Below are 16,907 nucleotides of genomic sequence, written 5' to 3'. Positions count from 1 at the left end.
CCGCTGCCCGGGAACGGCGCTCACTCGGGAGCGGCCAGCCAGTCGTCGATCTCCTTCAACAGCTCCTTGCGCGTCTCCTCCGGCGCCGCCGACGCCCGCACCGACTGCCGCGCCAGCTCCGCGACCTCCGCGTCGGCGAAGCCGTACGCCTCGCGCGCCAGCTCGTACTGCCGCGCCAGCCGCGACCCGAACAGCAGCGGGTCGTCGGCCCCCAGCGCGATCGGCACCCCCGCCTCGAACAACCGCCGCACCGGCACGTCGGCCGGCCGCTCGGCGACCCCCAGCCCCACGTTCGAGCTGGGACACACCTCGCAGCAGATCTCCCGCCGCGCCAGCACCTCCATCAGCCGCGCGTCCTCCGCCGCCCGCACCCCGTGCCCGAGCCGGTCGGCGCCCAGGTCCTCCACGCACTGCGCCACGCTGCGCGGCCCCAGCAGCTCACCGCCGTGCGGCACAGCCAGCAGCCCCGCCCGCCGCGCGATCCGGAACGCCCGCTCGAAGTCGCGGGCCTGCCCCCGGCGCTCGTCGTTCGACAGCCCGAACCCCACCACGCCCCGCCCCGCGTACTGCGCCGCGAGCCGCGCCAGCGTGTTGGCGTCCAGCGGATGGCGCGTGCGGTTGGCCGCCACGACCACCGCGATCCCCACGCCCGCGTGCTCCGCGGCCCGGTCCACCGCGTCCAGCACCATCTCCATCGTCGCCGTCAGCCCGCCGAAGCGGTGCGCGTAACCCGACGGGTCCACCTGGATCTCCAGCCACCGCGAGCCCTCGGCCGCCTCGTCCTCGGCCGTCTCCCGCAGCAGCCGGTAGACGTGCTCCGGCCGCGACAGCACCGACCGCGCGATGTCGTACAACCGCTGGAACCGGAACCAGCCCCGCTCGTCGGTGGCCCGCAGCCGCGGCGGCCAGTCCTGCTCCAGAGCGTCCGGCAGGTGCAGGCCCTGCTCACGGGCCAGCTCGATCAGCGTCGAATGCCGCATCGATCCGGTGAAGTGCAGGTGCAGGTGAGCCTTGGGGAGAGCGTCGAGCGGACGTGCCATTTCCCTATGGTGCCACTCAACCCGACGCGGTACTCACGCGTTGAGGAGGGGCGAAAGGGGACCCTCGCTCATGACGGATGAAGATGAGGCGGCGTTCGACGAGTTCCTCGCCGCCCGGAGCACCTCGCTCATGCGCACCGCGATCCTGGTCTGTGGCGCCACCAGCCACGACGCCGAGGACCTCGTCCAGCACGCGCTGGAGAAGGTCTACCGGCACTGGCCGAGGATCCGGAGCGACAACCCGGAGGCGTACGCGCGCAGGATCGTCGTCAACGCGGCGATCAGCAAGGCGCGGCGCCGCCGGCTGATCCAGGAGATCACGTTCGCGCGGCCGCCCGAGACGGCCGCGCCCTCACCCGACCTCGACCTGCGCGACGCGCTCTTCGAGGAACTGCGCAGGCTCCCGCCCCGCATGCGGGCCGTGCTCGTCCTCCGCTACTGGGAGGACCAGTCCGAGGCCGCGACCGCCGCCCTGCTCGGCTGCTCGCCCGGCACCGTCAAGTCCCAGGCCGCGCGCGGCCTGGCCAGGATCCGCGAACGCATGAACGTCACAGAAGGAGCGATGCCGTGAACGTCGAGGACCTCCTCGCGGAGGCCATGGAGCGCCAGGTGTCCCACGTCCAGGCCCCGCCCACGCTGGGCCGGACCGTGCGCAGCCGTCACCGGGCCCACGTCATCAGGTTCCGCGTGGCCGGAGCCGCCCTGGTGACGGCCGCCGTCGCCGTGGCCGTGCCCGTGGCGCTCGGCACCGGACGGACCGCCCCCGCCCCGGCGGCGAGCTCGCCCACCTCGGGCCAGGACACCGCCGTGGTGGACTCCGTCACCATGCCCGACGTCACGGGCATGAAGACCGCCGACGCCGTCGCGGCCGTACGCGCGGCCGGCCTGGGCCTGGAGGGCCCGGAGCCGTCCGGCACCGCCGACGAGATCGTCGTCACGCAGAAGCCCGCCGCCGGCACGGAGCTCGCCAGGAACTCGCTCGTCGTCCTCAGATCCATGCCGCGCGCCAAGGACCCGCAGGACCTGGGCGACCTCGGCGACGGCCGGACGTTCGGCGGCATCCACATCGGCTACCTGCCCGAGGGCCTCGCCTGGGACAGGTGGTCGGGCAAGAACGGCTTCGGCAGGAAGAGCTACGCCACCTCCTTCTCACCCGGGGGTGACGGCACCAAGGGGTACGGCGTCGAGGTGGTCGTGTACGAGGGCGAGGCGGTCCGGCACGTCCGGAGCCGGATGGGGACCGTGCCCTCCGTCGAGATCGGCGAGCGCAGGGGCTACCTGGGCAACCTCACGGACGGCGGTGAGGTCATCGAGGAGCCCAGGGAGGACACCACGGCCACGATCGGCTTCCTCCTCCGCGACGACCTGGCGGTAGAGGTGTACATCAGCCCGATGTACGTCAAGAAGGTCGACGCCCCGGCCGAGCTGAAGAAGATCGCCGAGGGGATCGAAGCGGCCGAGTGACCCGTGCCGCGTCGCCGGCTGAGCGGGGGCCAGTCGCGCGAACGGCACCACGGGCGGCGGTGGAGCGGGGATCCTACGGTCATGACCCCTGAGGCGATGACCCCCCGCCCCCCGCAGGACGCGCCGCCCGCACAGGACGCGCCGCCCTCCCAGGAGGCGCCGATCGCGGGGGAGACGCCCGTCTCGGGGGCGGCGGTCCCCCGGCAGGGCACCCGAGGCCCGCGCGCCGCCCCGGCTCCGCGAGAGGGCGCGGCGCCACAGGAGCCAGGCTCCGGGGGGCGCCCGCGGGGGCAGTGGTGGCGGGCGGTGCTCGCGCTCGGCGCGTTCGGGGTGGCGGCGACCACGGTGTACGGGATCTTCTCCTCGGGGTTCGGCCGCCCGCCCCGCGCCGCCGCCCTCGACCCGCCGCCCGCCCCGCCACCGCTTTCCGAACCCCGCGTCGCGCCGTCCACGGCCGGCACTCCCGCCGGGACCTCCACCGGCACTCCCACCCGCACCCCCACCGGCGCCCCCGCCGGACCCGCGCAGGCGCCGCCGCCTCCCGGCCGCGCCCCCACCCTCGCCGTCGTCTCCGGCGACCTCTGGTTCACCCACCTCCCGGCCGGGCTCACCCGAACAGGCGGGGGAGCGGCCGACACGGGCCCCGGCACACGTACCGTGTGGGCCGTCTGGGCCGCACGACCCTCGTACGGACCGGCCCCCAAGGCAGCGGGATCCGGCGCGGGCGACAGGTTCGTCGAGGCCCGCGCCGACTACGGCGCGATCGCCGCGAGCTGGGCGGCCTATCGCCGCACCGCCCCGCCCGGGTCCAGGGAGACCGTCGTCGGCGGCAGGCCCGCCATGGTCGGCCGCGACCCGCGCGGCGGCCGCACCGTCGTCCGGCTCGTGCGTCCCGGCACCGGGGTCCGCGTCCGGGTCGGTGAACCGCTCGCCGGGGAGCTGCTTCCTGTTGCCGCCTCTGTGCGGAGTCCTGTAGGAGACTGGGGAGGTTTTCCCTGAGTCTCCACAAAAAGTCATGGGGGGTCGATGCGCCGCTGCCTGACCTCGGCGATCATCGTGCTGGCAGTGGCCGGTTGCGGCTCCGACGTGCCCGTGACGCACACCGCGCGCACCACGCCCGGTCCCGTCACCGTCCACGAGACGCCGTACCCGGACCTCACCTGCGGTGACGGCAACGTGACGCTCACCTACGTGCCGTCCGGGCTCACCCGCGGCCCCGCGTTCAGGCGGATCAAGTCCCTGACCCGCAAGCTCCACGTGCGCGGCCGGACCTGGCGCGGCAGCGGCGGCGGCGAGCAGCTGCTCGTCGGGGTCGTGTGCGGGGTCCGGTCCGTCGAGACGTTCGCCGGACTGGTCAGCAGGGCCGGGCTCGGCGCGTACGAGGGCATGCCGGCGCTGCGCTGGCGCACCCGTGGCGACATGCGCAACTTCATGTGGCTCGAACGGCCCGGCGTCGCGGTGTACGTGGCCGCGACGCCGGGACTCGCCCACGAGGTCCAGGACGTCGCCGACGGCATAGCCCTGAACGGCTGACGGACCCGGAGGCCCGGAGCGTCAGTGCGCCTCGGACAGCAGCTTGGCCATCCGGCTGACGCCCTCGACCAGGTCGTCGTCGCCGAGCGCGTACGACAGCCGGAAGTACCCCGGCGTGCCGAACGCCTCACCCGGCACCACCGCGACCTCGGCCTCCTCCAGGATCAGCTCGGCCAGCTCCGCCGACGACGCGGGCCGCCGTCCGCGCAGCTCCTTGCCCAGCAGCTCCTTGACCGACGGGTACGCGTAGAACGCCCCCTTCGGCTCCGGGCACACCACGCCGGGGATCTCGTTGAGCATCCGGAGCATGGTCCGCCGGCGCCGGTCGAACGCCTCGCGCATCCGCTCCACCGCCGACAGGTCGCCGCGCACCGCCGCCAGCGCGGCCATCTGCGAGACGTTCGCCACGTTGGAGGTGGCGTGCGACTGGAGGTTGGTGGCCGCCCGCACCACGTCCGGGGGGCCGATGAGCCAGCCCACCCGCCAGCCCGTCATCGCGTACGTCTTGGCCACGCCGTTGAGCACGACCACCCGGTCGGCCAGCTCCGGCACGGCCGTGGCGATGCTGGTGAACTCGGCGCCGCCGTACACGAGGTGCTCGTAGATCTCGTCCGTGACCACCCACAGGCCGTGCTCGGCCGCCCAGCGGCCGATCTCCTCGGTCTGCTCGCGCGTGTGGACCGCGCCCGTGGGGTTGGACGGCGAGACGAACAGCAGCACCTTCGTGCGCTCCGTGCGCGCCGCCTCGAGCTGGTCGACCGTCGCGAGATAGCCGGTCGTCTCGTCGGTCACGACGTCGACCTGGACGCCGCCCGCCAGCTTGATCGCCTCCGGGTACGTCGTCCAGTACGGCGCGACGACCAGGACCTCGTCGCCCGGGTCGAGCAGCGTGGCGAACGCCTCGTAGACGGCCTGCTTGCCGCCGTTGGTGACCAGGACCTGCGTGGGCTCCACCCGGTAGCCGGAGTCGCGCAGCGTCTTGTCGGCGATGGCCAGCTTCAGCTCGGGCAGGCCGCCGGCCGGCGTGTACTTGTGGAAGCGGGGGTCGCGCGCCGCCTCGACCGCCGCCTCGACGATGTACTCGGGTGTCGGGAAGTCGGGCTCGCCGGCGCCGAAGCCGATGACCGGGCGGCCGTCCGCCTTCATCGCCTTCGCCCGGGCGTCCACGGCGAGAGTGGCTGACTCGGAGATCGCGGAGATTCGCGTGGAGACGCGAGGTCGCATGGACATGTCCCCATGCTTTCATCTCCTCGCCGCCGCGGCCCGTCTCCGGGGCTCTGAGCTGGGAGATCGGAATGAGTTCGACGGAATGGGGATCCACCGATACACTTTCGCCTGGTCGTACCGCCGCATGTCGATGTGCGGTTCGGTCCAGGCAGTGAGCCGATCAGGGTAGTGTGGTTGGCGACATAGGGCACTGGCGCAATTGGTAGCGCACCGGTCTCCAAAACCGGCGGTTGGGGGTTCGAGTCCCTCGTGCCCTGCGAGTGCGGTCCGCGCAATAATGGGCGTGTAATGCGCGCCGCAAACTGCGTTGGATACGACAGATTCAGGTGAGGACTGTGGCGATCGACACGCGCGGCGAGACCGCAGGCAAGCCCAGTGGTGAGAAGAAGTCTCGCACTACGCCTGCCCTTTTCTACCGGCAGGTCGTCAACGAGCTGCGCAAGGTCATCTGGCCGACACGCAAGGATCTTGTCACCTACACCACGGTCGTCCTGGTATTCGTTCTGATCATGGTGGCCGTCGTGTACGGGCTGGACAGCGCCCTCGGCTGGGCCGTCCTCAAGGTCTTCGGCGGATCCTGATCCGCGTCGGGGTCGCCGAGGCCGCCTGACGGAGTCGCCATTCGATTCGACGAAATTCGACGGAAGAGGAAAGTCACCGTGTCCGAGTCTTCAGTGCCGGCGGAGGAGCCCCGTAGCGAGTGGGGCGACGAGCCGGAAGAGGCCGTCGAGGCCGCTGAGGAGTCCAACGGCGCCGAGTTCGCGGACAGCGACGAGGACGAGGCCGCCGCCGACGAGGCTCCCGCAGCCGAGGACGGTGACGCAGAGCCCGACGTCGATCCCGTCGAGGAGTTCAAGCGCGGTCTGCGCGGCCTTCCCGGCGAGTGGTACGTGATCCACTCCTACGCCGGTTACGAGAACCGCGTGAAGTCCAACATCGAGAGCCGCAACGTGTCGCTCAACATGGAGGACTACATCTACCAGGTCGAGGTGCCGACGCACACCGTCCAGGAGTTCAAGAGCGGCAAGAAGGTCCCGGTCAAGGAGCGGGTGCTGCCCGGCTACGTGCTGGTGCGCATGGAGCTGACCGACGAGTCCTGGGCCGCGGTGCGCAACACGCCGGGCGTCACCGGCTTCGTCGGCCTGTCCAACAAGCCGAGCCCGCTGAGCCTCGACGAGGTCGCCAAGCTGCTCGCCCCGGAGCCCACCGAGGAGAGCAAGAAGGCCACCGCCAAGACCTCCACCGGCCCCACGGTCGAGTTCGAGATCGGCGAGTCCGTCACGGTCATGGACGGCCCGTTCGCCACGCTGCCCGCCTCGGTGAGCGAGATCAGCCCCGAGTCGCAGAAGCTCAAGGTGCTCGTCTCGATCTTCGGCCGCGAGACCCCGGTCGAGCTGTCGTTCAACCAGGTCTCGAAGATCTAAAACGATCACATACACTTAGACGTTCGGCTGGCCGCCTGTCGCGAAGGGCGGCCTTCCGACATGTCCGGCCGCACCCGCGCCCGGACAGCATCACGATCAGGACCCGGAGAAGGACACATGCCTCCGAAGAAGAAGATCGCGGCGCTCGTCAAGGTTCAGCTCCCCGCTGGCCAGGCCACGCCCGCCCCGCCGGTCGGTACCGCCCTCGGTCCGCACGGCGTCAACATCATGGACTTCGTCAAGCAGTACAACGCTGCGACGGAGGCCCAGCGGGGCAACATCATCCCCGTTGAGATCACCATTTTCGAGGACCGCAGCTTCACCTTCGTCACGAAGACGCCCCCGGCGCCCGAGCTGATCAAGAAGGCTCTGGGTCTCGACAAGGGCAGCGCGGTCCCGCACAAGGACAAGGTCGGCAAGCTCAGCCGCGAGCAGCTCCGCAGCATCGCCGAGACCAAGATGCCCGACCTCAACGCCAACGACATCGAGGCGGCCGAGAAGATCATCGCCGGCACCGCCCGGTCGATGGGCATCACCGTCGCCGACTGAGACCTTTTCCCAGCCCGTGGGAGGGCCCAGCGCTGGCCCGCGGACCACAAGGAGACATCATGCAGCGCAGCAAGGCGCACAAGAACGCCGCGGCGAAGATCGACCGCGACAAGCTCTACTCCCCGGCCGAGGCGGCCAAGCTCGCCAAGGACACGTCGACCACCAAGTTCGACGCGACCGTCGAGGTCGCCCTCCGGCTCGGCGTCGACCCTCGCAAGGCCGACCAGATCGTGCGCGGCACGGTCAACCTTCCGCACGGCACCGGTAAGACCGCCCGGGTCCTGGTCTTCGCGACCGGTGACCGTGCCGAGGCCGCCCGCGAGGCTGGCGCCGACATCGTCGGCGCCGACGAGCTGATCGACGAGATCGCCAAGGGCAACCGGCTCAACGAGTTCGACGCCGTGGTCGCCACCCCGGACCTCATGGGCAAGGTCGGCCGCCTGGGCCGCGTCCTCGGCCCGCGTGGTCTCATGCCCAACCCCAAGACCGGCACCGTGACGCCCGACGTCGCCAAGGCCGTGACGGAGATCAAGGGCGGCAAGATCGAGTTCCGCACCGACCGGCAGGCCAACCTGCACTTCATCATCGGCAAGACGTCGTTCGACGAGCGCAAGCTCATCGAGAACTACGCCGCCGCGCTGGACGAGGTGCTGCGTCTCAAGCCGTCGGCCGCCAAGGGCCGCTACGTCAAGAAGGTCACCTTCTCGACCACCATGGGCCCCGGCGTCCCGGTCGACCCCAACGCCACGCGCGGCCTCACGGCCGAGCTCGACGCGTAACGACGTTCGCGCCCCAGGGCGCACGTCGAACGGCCCCCGCCTGCACCGCAGGCGGGGGCCGTTCGCGTACGCGCGCGTACGGGCTCACGTCGGCCGTCCGACCGTCGGCGTTCGGCGCGCCACACCGGTGCCGTGGCCATCGGCCACCGGTGTTCGCCGACAGGGGAGGCGGCACGGCGCGGGGCGCATGTGGCGCAGGATGCCGACATGAGACTGACGAAGTTCGGGCACGCGTGCGTGCGGTTGGAGAAGGACGGGCGCGGGCTCGTCATCGACCCGGGGCTGATGACCCCGGAGGCCGAGGCCCTGAGCGGGGCGGAGGCCGTGCTCGTCACGCACCAGCACTTCGACCACTTCGACCCCGACCGCCTTCGCGCCGCCGCCGCGGAGCATCCGGACCTCGCCGTCTACACCTGTCCCGGCGTGGCCCTCGAACTGCCCGACCTCGCCGACCGCGTGACGGTGGTGCGTGACGGCGACACCTTCTCCGCCGCGGGCTTCCGGGTGAGGGCCGTGGGCGAGAAGCACCATGTCAGCCATCCCGACGTGCCCCCGGTGGACAACGTCGGCTTTCTCGTCGACGACGAGGTCTTCCATCCGGGTGACGCGCTGACCCTGCTCGACGCCCCCACCCTGCTCTTCCCCGGCCAGGCGCCCTGGATGACGGTGCCCGACCTGATCGCGTACCTGCGGAAACTGTCGCCGGGACGCGCCTACGCCGTCCACGACGGGCTGCTCAACGCATGGGGGCTGCAGGTCCTGGACGGCGTCCTCGCCAGTGAGGCGGCCGGCCTGGGCGCGACCATCGGACGCCTCGCCCCGGGGGAGTCCGTGGACCTCTGAACACCTCTGGGCACCTCAGGGCGGGTCCGAGCCGGACGGGCGACAACGCCACCGGATGGTCCGGGACGACCCTGGGTTTTCCCTTAGATCTCCGGGGAAGACGGCATTTCCGGCTACTGACACGTAGGGTCAAGACATGCTGAAGCGCAGGATTTCTCTCGCCACTGCCGCGGCCGGCGCCGCGTTAGTGGCGGTCACGCTCACCGGTTGCGGCTCGAACGCGCAGCCGATCCAGGTGAACCTGGCCGCCTCCGAAGTGCTGGCGCAGGCCGCGCAGAAGACCTCGGAGGTCACCAGCTACACCGTGGACGCCGTCGTCAACGTCACGGGCTCGCAGGACGACAGCGGCAAGGTGCAGGGGCGGATGCTCTACCAGAGCAAGCCGCAGCTCGCCGTCGACCTCACGCTCGACACCGTCGACATGGGCCAGCGCGCGCTGCCCGGCGGGGTGCGCGCCGTGCTCCAGGGCGACACGGTGTACGTCAAGGTCGAGGCGCTGAAGGAACTCGTCGGCGCCACCAAGCCGTGGATCAAGGTCTCGCTCAACGACATGGGCGGTTCCGACCAGGTCAAGCAGACGCTCGGCCAGATCCAGCAGTTCGACCTGGCCAACGTCACCAAGATGGTCACCACGTCCCAGGACGTGAAGTCCGTCGGCACGGAGACCGTGGACGGCACGGACACCACCCACTACAGCGGCACGTTCCCGACGGACGTGGCGGTCAAGCAGCTCCCCGCCGACGAGCAGGAGCAGGCCCGCAGGGGTCTGGCGGAGCTGAAGGACGTCAAGTTCGACTTCTGGGTGGGCTCCGACGGCCTGCCGCGCAAGCTCGCGCTGAACGGCAAGGAGCAGGGCACCACGCTCGACGCCACGCTGTTCTTCAAGGGCTTCAACGAGCCGGTGAACATCGAGGCGCCGCCCGCCGACCAGGTCGGTGAGATGCCCAAGGGCACCACCAACTAGAGCACGTCCACCACGGACCGAGCGATCGGTCCCGAGAGCGATTTGGAAACTCGGCGGCCAGGCCTTACTCTGGTCGTTGCCGAAGACCGCCGGCTGTTGTCGGGTGCCTGACTACCTGACGACCGAAGGATCCGCGCAAGCGGACAGCCCGCGCAGGTGTGATGCGAGTTTCCCGCATGGTTGATCCATGTGCGTGAGCCCCGTGTGCGCCCTGCGCCCGGGGCTGTTCTCGTTTCTGTGGGCCTTCACCGGTGGCACATCTGGAAGGAGGCCCATGGCGAGGGCGGATAAGGCGACAGCGGTTGCCGAGCTCAAGAGCGAGTTCGAAGGCAGCGCCGCCGCCGTTCTGACCGAGTACCGCGGTCTCACCGTCGCCCAGCTCAAGCAGCTGCGCGTTGCTCTTGGTGAGAATGCGAAGTTCGCCGTGGCGAAGAACACCCTGACCAAGCTCGCGGCCAACGAGGCCGGCGTGACTGGTCTGGACGACCTGCTGATCGGCCCGACCGCTGTCGCCTTCGTCAAGGGCGACGTCGTCGAGGCGGCCAAGGGTCTGCGTGACTTCGCCAAGGCCAATCCCCTTCTGGTGATCAAGGGTGGCGTGCTGGAGGGCAAGGCCCTCGACGCCGCTGGAATCACCAAGCTCGCCGACCTCGAGTCCCGTGAGGTTCTCCTCGCGAAGCTTGCTGGCGCGCTCAAGGCGAAGCAGAGCGCCGCTGCCGCGATGTTCGCCGCGCTGCCCACGCAGATGGCTCAGCTGGCCGAGGCCCTTCGCGCCAAGCGCGAAGAGCCGGGCGAGTAGCTCGGGGATTGCCGCACACACCGCGGTCCCGTTCCTAATTTTCGCAAGTCCCATACGGAGGAAACCATCATGGCGAAGCTCAGCACCGACGAGCTGCTCGACGCGTTCAAGGAGATGACCCTCCTCGAGCTGTCCGAGTTCGTGAAGCAGTTCGAGGACGTCTTCGACGTCAAGGCCGCCGCCCCCGTCGCGGTCGCCGCCGCCCCCACCGGCGCCGGTCCCGCCGCCGCCGAGGTCGAGGAGCAGGACGAGTTCGACGTCATCCTCGAGGCCGCCGGCGACAAGAAGATCCAGGTCATCAAGGAGATCCGCGCCCTCACGTCCCTCGGCCTGAAGGAGGCCAAGGACCTGGTGGACGGCGCTCCCAAGCCGGTCTTCGACGGCAAGGTCAACAAGGACCAGGCGGAGAAGGCCAAGGCTGCCCTCGAGGGCGCCGGCGCCACCGTCACCGTCAAGTAACACCCCTCTCCGGGCGCCCCTCGCGGGCGCCTCGCGAGATCGTTCGTCCAGAAGGGGCGGCCACACCCTGGTGCCGGGTGTGCCGCCCCTTCTGCGTGCCCGCACCGGGTGCTTCCGTGATCGCGCCGGGTGCCTTCGCGTGCCCGCACCGGGTGCTCAGCGGATTCTCATGCGCCTCTCACCGTGGGCGGAGGTGCCGTTCCTAGCCTGGCCTGCGTGACCACCACCACGCATGGCAGGACCCGATGGGCGCTGGGCGGCCTGCTCGCCGCCACCGCCGCGCTCTACCTCTGGGGGCTCGGCTCGTCCGGCTGGGCCAACGCGTTCTACTCGGCCGCCGTGCAGGCCGGCACCCAGAGCTGGAAGGCGTTCTTCTTCGGCTCGTCCGACGCCGCGAACGCGATCACCGTGGACAAGACGCCGGCGTCGCTGTGGCCGATGGAGCTCAGCGCGCGCGTGTTCGGGCTGAACACGTGGAGCATCCTCGTCCCGCAGGCGCTCATGGGGGTGGCGACCGTCGCCGTGGTGTACGCGACGGTGCGGCGGCGCTTCCCGGCCTGGGCGGGACTGCTGGCCGTCGCCGTCATGGCGCTGACTCCGGTGGCGGTGCTGATGTTCCGCTTCAACAACCCGGACGCGCTCCTGGTGCTGCTGATGACGCTCGCCGCGTACTGCGTGGTGCGGGCGCAGGAGCGGGCGGCCACCCGGTGGCTGGTGCTGGCCGGGGTGTGCCTGGGGTTCGCGTTCCTGGCCAAGATGCTGCAGGCGTTCCTGGTGCTGCCGGGGTTCGCGCTGGTGTACCTGCTGACGGCGCCGGCGGGCGTGTGGCGGCGGGTGGGGCAGCTCGCCCTCGCCGGGGTGGCCATGGTGGTGTCGGCCGGGTGGTGGCTGCTGGCCGTGGCGCTGGTGCCCGCGTCCGACCGGCCGTACATCGGCGGCTCGCAGACCAACAGCGTGCTGGAGCTGGCGCTCGGCTACAACGGCATCGGGCGGCTCAACGGCGCCGACTACGGCGGTCTCGGCAACCTCAACCAGGAGGCGGGACCGTTGCGGCTGTTCGACGCGGAGGCGGGCGGCCAGATCTCGTGGCTGCTGCCCGCCGCGCTGATCCTGCTGGGGGCGGGGCTGTGGCTGACGCGGCGCGCGCCGCGCACGGATCCGGCCCGCGCGCAGCTCGGCGTGTGGGGTGGGTGGCTGGTGGTCACGGGGCTGATCTTCAGCTTCATGCAGGGGATCTTCCACGCGTACTACACGGTCGCGCTGGCCCCGGCGATCGCCGCTCTGGTGGGGGTGGGGGCCGCGCTGGCGTGGGAGCGCCGGGAGCCGGTCCTGCCGGCGGGGGTCACGGGGCTGACGGCGCTGTGGTCGTACGTGCTGCTGACGCGTGACGAGGACTGGAACCCCTGGCTGGGGCCGGTGGTGCTGGTGGCGGGGCTGGCGCTGGCGGCGGCCCTCCTGCCCCTGGGACGCCTCGCCACCCGGCACGTGGCCGTAGGGGAGACCGAGGAGCAGGACCCGGCGGTGCGGGAGGACACGGAACGAGAGCCGGCCGTACGGGAGGTGGCCGTATTCGGGCCGACGGACCGGGAGGACTCCGCCGAGAGGGACCCGGTTCGGCCGGGTGCGATTCGATCGGGCGCCTGGCCGGCGCCGAAGCCGACGGCCCGGGCACGTGAAGCCGTCCAGGCACGTGAAATAGCCCGAGCAGGTCTAGGTCTGACGGGGCAGGAGTCCGGGCGGCGGCGGCCGCTGAGGTGGTGGGGCAAGGTCGTCGCCGTGGGGGCGGTCGTGGTCTGTCTCGCCGGGCCGGCCGCCTATGCGGTGGACACCGCGTCCTCGCCACACACGGGCGCCATCCCGACGGCCGGGCCCTCCACCGGCGGCCCGGGACGCTTCGGCGGCCCCGGCGGGTTCCGTGGCGGGGGCCGGGCGATGGGCATGGGCCCGATGGGCGCCCAGCCCGGGCAGGGCTTGCCCGGCGGGGTGCAGCTCGGGCAGGGCCCGTCCGGGGGAGCGCCGCAGGGCACGGGGCAGCCGGGCGGGCCGTTCCCGGACGGGCGCGCGGCGGGCCGTGGCGGCATGGGCGGCGGACGGCCCGGCGGCACGGGCGGGCTGCTGAACGCGGGCACCCCCTCCGCCGAGGTGACCACCCTGCTCAAGCGGGACGCCGCCTCCTACACGTGGGCCGCGGCGACGGTCGGCTCGAACAACGCCGCCGGGTACCAGCTCGCGAGCGGCCTGCCGGTGATGGCGGTGGGCGGGTTCAACGGCACGGACCCGGCACCGACGCTGGCCCGCTTCCAGCAGTACGTGGCCGAGAAGAAGATCCACTACTTCGTCGGGACAGGCATGGGGATGGCCGGCCGCCCAGGCGCCACGGGCGGCATGGGGACTTCGGGCGGCACGGGGAGCTCGGGCGGCACGGGGAGCTCGGGCAGCGGGGGCAGCGACGACGCGGCCCGGATCGCGGCCTGGGTCCAGGAGACGTTCACGGCCACCACCGTGGGCGGCGTGACGCTCTTCGACCTGACCACCGGCTGACCGCCCGCCCACCGGCCCACTCCACGTCGGCACGGCCACCGCCCACCGCTCGCCTCCGCCTCCGCGCGGCCACCCCACGCCGGTCGCCTCCACGTCCGCGCGGCCCCCACCAGCGGGCCGCGCCGCCGCATCGGCGCGGTCACCGTTCATGGGCTGCGCCTTCGCATCGGCGCGCCCCCACCAGCGGGCCGCGCCTCCGTGGCCGCCGCCCCCGGCACGGCGCACCCCCACCCCGCGCCCACGCCCCACGCCCGTGCGGTGGTCACCCCGTCGCGGGCCCACGTCCGCGCGAGGCCCGCGCGGCAGCCGCGGGGTGGCTGGCGAACCCTCACGTTCGTGTGGCGGCCTTCCGCCGCGGGCTCACGTCCGCGCGGGGGCTCACCGGACGCGTCCCGAGACGGGGCGGTGCTGGTCAGGTGGTGGCGCGGATGCGGCTGATGGCGGAGGCGTCCATGTAGTCACGCGTGTGGACGATCCGCCCGTCCCTCACCCGCAGGACCAGCAGGCCGGGCACGGTGATCGGGTTCCCGGCCACCGTCACGTCGGTCTGCTGCTCCACCACCACGACCTCCGGATCGGCCGTGGCGTGGAGCGCCACCATCCGGACCCGCTCGACCTCGGCCGGCGTCTCGGACCACGACACGCGGTACGCGGCGCGGACCTCCTCCCGTCCCTTGAGCGGCGCCAGTCCGCCGAACGGGAACTCGTGCAGGCCGTCCTCGGCGTACAGGTCGGCGAGCTCGTCGGCGGACTTGTGCAGCATGGCGCGGTGGAACGCCGCGACGATCTCCTCGATGGACACAGATGTACCCCATTTCGCTCAACAGGCGTTGACTCAACGAGCGTAGAGTGAACGAGGATCTCCGGTCAACACATGTAGAGTCGACCCCGTGACCGAGCCAGCGCTCCCACGCGCCGAGCGCCGCCGCAGGACCGAGCAGCGCATCCTCGACGCGGCGCGAGACCTGTTCGCCGAGCATGGCTTCGAGCGCACCACGATCCGCGCCGTTGCGGCGGCCGCCGAGGTCGATCCGGCGCTGGTCATGCAGTACTTCGGCAACAAGCGACGCCTCTTCGCCGAGGCCGTGCGCGTCGCGGACCCGGCCGACTCCGCGGCGAGCCCGGAGGAGGCCGTCGAGCAGTTGCTCGGCACCCTGGGCGTGAAGATGCGGCTGCCGCCCGCGTCCCTGGCGATGCTCCGCTCGATGCTCACCCACCCCGAGGCCGCCGCGACGGCGCGCGAGGCGCTGAGCCGGCAGGTCGGACAGGTCGGCGCGGCGCTGCCCGGCGAGGGCGCCCCGCTGCGCGCGGCGCTGATGACGGCGGTCCTGCTGGGCGTGACCGTGGGCCACCAGCTTCTGGAACTGGACGAGCTGCGCGAGGCGTCACACGACGACATCGTCGCCGCACTCCGCCCCGCCCTGCGCGCCCTGGCCGAGCCGGGCGCCTGAGGCGTCTGGCGCCTGAGCCGGCACCTACGCCGTCTGGCGCCCAAGTCACTCCGGTACTGCTTCGCCTGGCGTCCCAGTCACCCGGGTCACCCCGTCGCTGACCGATCCATGCCGTCTCATGCCTGTCCGGCCGATTCCCGTCCGGTCGCGGTGACCTCCGCGTTATGATCCGGCCGGCGGAAGGGATGCACGGACGTGACGAATCTCTCTCTTCGGTTCGGTCGCCCACTGATCCTCGCGATGTCCGCGCTGCTCGTCGTGCTGGCCGTGGCCGGCCTGTGGGTCGGCGCCCAGGAGCGGGACGCGCAGGCCAGGGCCGACGATCGCGCGGCGGCGCTCCAGGCCGCGGGCTCGCACGCGGTGAACCTGCTGTCGCTGCACTACAAGACCGTGGACGCCGACGCCCGGCGCATCCTCGACTCCTCCACCGGGGCGGCGCGCGAGGAGTACGAGGCGAACCTGGGCCGGCTCAAGAGCACCACGGTCGCCAACAAGGTCGTGCAGGACGGCGTGGTACGCGCCACGGGGCTCGTGTCGATGACGGGCTCGGCGGCGAGGGTGCTGGTGGTGGCCGACGTGGACATCCGCTGGGAGGGCTCCAAGACGCCGCCGCAGGACCGGTTCTGCCGGTGGTCGATGGACCTCACCAAGGTCGGCGGGGTCTGGCTGGTGTCCAAGGCCGTGCAGATGTAGTGCGCCGTCGTGTGCAGTGCGCCGTCGTGGCGCCCGGAGGAGAGGAGCGCGGGTGTGAGGGTCGTCATGGCCGCGGTGCTGGCCGTCGCCGTGCTCGTGCTGGGCGCGGTCGTCGGCGTGATGTGGGCCGACCTGCGGGCCCTGCGCGACGCCGACGCGGACGGCGTGGAGGCGATGGCGTCCGCCCGTACGGCGGCGCCCGAGCTGATGTCGTACGACTACCGCACGGTCGACCGCGACCTGGCGCGGGCCAGGGCGCGCACGACGGGCGCGCTGTCCGGCTACTACGGCGAGCTGTCGAAGTCCCTCGCCGGGAAGGCCAGGGCCCAGAAGACCGTGCAGACGGCGTCCGTCACGGCGGCGGCCGTCGAACACGCGGAACCCGGGCGGGTCGAGGTGCTCTTGTTCGTGAACACCGGTACGGTCAGGGAGGTTCCGGGGGAGGCGGCGCCGCAACGCCAGATCAGCCAGAATCGGGTCAGGCTGACCATGGTCCGCGGTGACGGCGGGTGGCTGGCGGCGGACCTGTCGACGCTGATCGGGACCGTCTGAGGGCTGGGCGCGGCGGTCCGTCAATTGTTACCAAAAAAGAGGTTTGGCGAAGGCAAAGAACGGGGTACCTCCTTCACGACCACACCGGTCGCCGGCATGGGTTCGGTCCTCGGTGTGACGGAGCGTTAACCGTCCCCGTTCGCGGGTATCGTCTTGGGCCTGACGGTAGGCGCCCGATCACGCAGGGGAGAAAACCCAGCGTCCGGGCCCCTGGTCGGCGGAAAGTCCGGCTTGTGGGCTTGACGTTTCCGCGCGAACGGGCGATGCTGCGACCAACGTGGAGCATGCAGCGAAGGCGAAGTGGACAGGCGTGTGCCGTTCGGCTACACTGCCCCTTTGCGCTGCCCTTTGACGACCCGCTCCGCTTGCTCACGTTGCGAGGTTGTCTGGCGTGCGTGTAGTCAGTCCGCCGCGAGCCCTCGGAAGGACATCTGTTGGCAGCCTCGCGCAACGCCTCCGCCGTACCCGCCGGTCCCCGTCGCGTCTCTTTTTCGCGCATCCAGGAGCCCCTCGAAGTTCCTGACCTTCTTGCCCTGCAGACCGAGTCCTTCGACTGGCTGCTCGGCAACGAGAAGTGGAAGGCCCGGGT

Annotated in this window: 19 protein-coding genes and 1 tRNA gene; 17 read left to right on the top strand and 3 right to left on the bottom strand. The window is 71.6% G+C overall.

Annotated elements, in window-relative coordinates:
• Window positions 1-20 precede the first annotated feature (20 nt).
• Window positions 21-1,040 carry an adenosine deaminase gene (locus tag HTZ77_RS42570; RefSeq protein WP_175595483.1) on the bottom strand — a complete coding sequence of 340 codons (1,020 nt, stop codon included), beginning with the start codon at window positions 1,038-1,040 and terminating at the stop codon, window positions 21-23.
• 70 nt (window positions 1,041-1,110) lie between these two features.
• Between HTZ77_RS42570 and HTZ77_RS42565 the strand changes: the two genes are divergently transcribed.
• The 4 genes from HTZ77_RS42565 (at window position 1,111) to HTZ77_RS42550 (ending at window position 4,037) form a co-directional block, all read left to right on the top strand.
• Window positions 1,111-1,611 carry a SigE family RNA polymerase sigma factor gene (locus HTZ77_RS42565; RefSeq protein ID WP_175595482.1) on the top strand — a complete coding sequence of 167 codons (501 nt, stop codon included), beginning with the start codon at window positions 1,111-1,113 and terminating at the stop codon, window positions 1,609-1,611.
• Complete coding sequence (locus tag HTZ77_RS42560) at window positions 1,608-2,504, top strand: PASTA domain-containing protein (RefSeq protein WP_175595481.1); 897 nt, start codon at window positions 1,608-1,610, stop codon at window positions 2,502-2,504. The genes HTZ77_RS42565 and HTZ77_RS42560 overlap by 4 nt, the downstream gene beginning before the upstream one ends.
• Before the next feature lie 81 nt (window positions 2,505-2,585).
• Window positions 2,586-3,503, top strand: coding sequence for a hypothetical protein (locus HTZ77_RS42555; RefSeq protein WP_175595480.1), 918 nt, complete (start codon window positions 2,586-2,588; stop codon window positions 3,501-3,503).
• A 27-nt stretch (window positions 3,504-3,530) separates the two neighbouring features.
• Complete coding sequence (locus tag HTZ77_RS42550; protein ID WP_175595479.1) at window positions 3,531-4,037, top strand: hypothetical protein; 507 nt, start codon at window positions 3,531-3,533, stop codon at window positions 4,035-4,037.
• A gap of 21 nt (window positions 4,038-4,058) precedes the next feature.
• On the opposite strand, the gene HTZ77_RS42545 is transcribed toward HTZ77_RS42550, so the two are convergent.
• Window positions 4,059-5,267 (bottom strand): pyridoxal phosphate-dependent aminotransferase, encoded by a 1,209-nt coding sequence (locus HTZ77_RS42545; RefSeq protein ID WP_175595478.1) that lies wholly within the window; start codon window positions 5,265-5,267, stop codon window positions 4,059-4,061.
• A gap of 181 nt (window positions 5,268-5,448) precedes the next feature.
• On the opposite strand from HTZ77_RS42545, the gene HTZ77_RS42540 reads away from it, so the two are divergent.
• The 10 genes from HTZ77_RS42540 to HTZ77_RS47925 all read left to right on the top strand — a co-directional run bounded on the left by HTZ77_RS42540 (window position 5,449) and on the right by HTZ77_RS47925 (window position 13,622).
• Window positions 5,449-5,521 (top strand) — tRNA-Trp (locus HTZ77_RS42540).
• A 78-nt stretch (window positions 5,522-5,599) separates the two neighbouring features.
• A complete protein-coding gene (gene secE, locus HTZ77_RS42535; protein WP_175595477.1) occupies window positions 5,600-5,845 on the top strand; it encodes a preprotein translocase subunit SecE in 246 nt (81 codons plus the stop codon).
• Window positions 5,846-5,923: 78 nt separating this feature from the next.
• A complete protein-coding gene (gene nusG / locus HTZ77_RS42530; protein WP_175595476.1) occupies window positions 5,924-6,688 on the top strand; it encodes a transcription termination/antitermination protein NusG in 765 nt (254 codons plus the stop codon).
• A gap of 117 nt (window positions 6,689-6,805) precedes the next feature.
• Window positions 6,806-7,237, top strand: a complete 432-nt coding sequence (gene rplK / locus HTZ77_RS42525) for a 50S ribosomal protein L11 (RefSeq protein WP_175595475.1) — start codon at window positions 6,806-6,808, stop codon at window positions 7,235-7,237.
• 59 nt (window positions 7,238-7,296) lie between these two features.
• Window positions 7,297-8,016 (top strand): 50S ribosomal protein L1, encoded by a 720-nt coding sequence (gene rplA / locus HTZ77_RS42520; protein WP_175595474.1) that lies wholly within the window; start codon window positions 7,297-7,299, stop codon window positions 8,014-8,016.
• Window positions 8,017-8,223: 207 nt separating this feature from the next.
• On the top strand, window positions 8,224-8,859 hold the full coding sequence (locus HTZ77_RS42515) for an MBL fold metallo-hydrolase (RefSeq protein ID WP_175595473.1): 636 nt from the start codon (window positions 8,224-8,226) through the stop codon (window positions 8,857-8,859).
• Window positions 8,860-8,995: 136 nt separating this feature from the next.
• A complete protein-coding gene (locus tag HTZ77_RS42510) occupies window positions 8,996-9,823 on the top strand; it encodes a LolA-like protein (RefSeq protein ID WP_235996024.1) in 828 nt (275 codons plus the stop codon).
• A 274-nt stretch (window positions 9,824-10,097) separates the two neighbouring features.
• Complete coding sequence (rplJ, locus tag HTZ77_RS42505) at window positions 10,098-10,622, top strand: 50S ribosomal protein L10 (RefSeq protein ID WP_175595472.1); 525 nt, start codon at window positions 10,098-10,100, stop codon at window positions 10,620-10,622.
• Window positions 10,623-10,691: 69 nt separating this feature from the next.
• Window positions 10,692-11,081 (top strand): 50S ribosomal protein L7/L12, encoded by a 390-nt coding sequence (rplL, locus tag HTZ77_RS42500; RefSeq protein ID WP_175595471.1) that lies wholly within the window; start codon window positions 10,692-10,694, stop codon window positions 11,079-11,081.
• Between the two features lie 216 nt (window positions 11,082-11,297).
• Window positions 11,298-13,622, top strand: coding sequence for a glycosyltransferase family 39 protein (locus tag HTZ77_RS47925; RefSeq protein ID WP_328809094.1), 2,325 nt, complete (start codon window positions 11,298-11,300; stop codon window positions 13,620-13,622).
• Between the two features lie 412 nt (window positions 13,623-14,034).
• On the opposite strand, the gene HTZ77_RS42490 is transcribed toward HTZ77_RS47925, so the two are convergent.
• Window positions 14,035-14,424, bottom strand: coding sequence for a nuclear transport factor 2 family protein (locus HTZ77_RS42490; RefSeq protein WP_205304664.1), 390 nt, complete (start codon window positions 14,422-14,424; stop codon window positions 14,035-14,037).
• A gap of 88 nt (window positions 14,425-14,512) precedes the next feature.
• Between HTZ77_RS42490 and HTZ77_RS48590 the strand changes: the two genes are divergently transcribed.
• From HTZ77_RS48590 to HTZ77_RS42475, 3 genes are all read left to right on the top strand, one after another.
• Window positions 14,513-15,073: a TetR/AcrR family transcriptional regulator gene (locus HTZ77_RS48590; protein WP_175595469.1), complete on the top strand. Its 561-nt coding sequence runs from the start codon at window positions 14,513-14,515 to the stop codon at window positions 15,071-15,073.
• Window positions 15,074-15,313: 240 nt separating this feature from the next.
• Window positions 15,314-15,766: a hypothetical protein gene (locus HTZ77_RS42480; RefSeq protein WP_205304663.1), complete on the top strand. Its 453-nt coding sequence runs from the start codon at window positions 15,314-15,316 to the stop codon at window positions 15,764-15,766.
• Window positions 15,767-15,820: 54 nt separating this feature from the next.
• On the top strand, window positions 15,821-16,318 hold the full coding sequence (locus tag HTZ77_RS42475) for a hypothetical protein (protein ID WP_328809093.1): 498 nt from the start codon (window positions 15,821-15,823) through the stop codon (window positions 16,316-16,318).
• Window positions 16,319-16,907 lie beyond the last annotated feature (589 nt).

Origin of the sequence: Nonomuraea montanisoli, assembly GCF_013363975.1 — a bacterium.
GTDB classification, from domain to species: Bacteria; Actinomycetota; Actinomycetes; order Streptosporangiales; family Streptosporangiaceae; genus Nonomuraea; species Nonomuraea montanisoli.
Note: the sequence above shows the minus strand (reverse complement) of the source record. Positions and strands in the feature narration are given on the sequence as shown.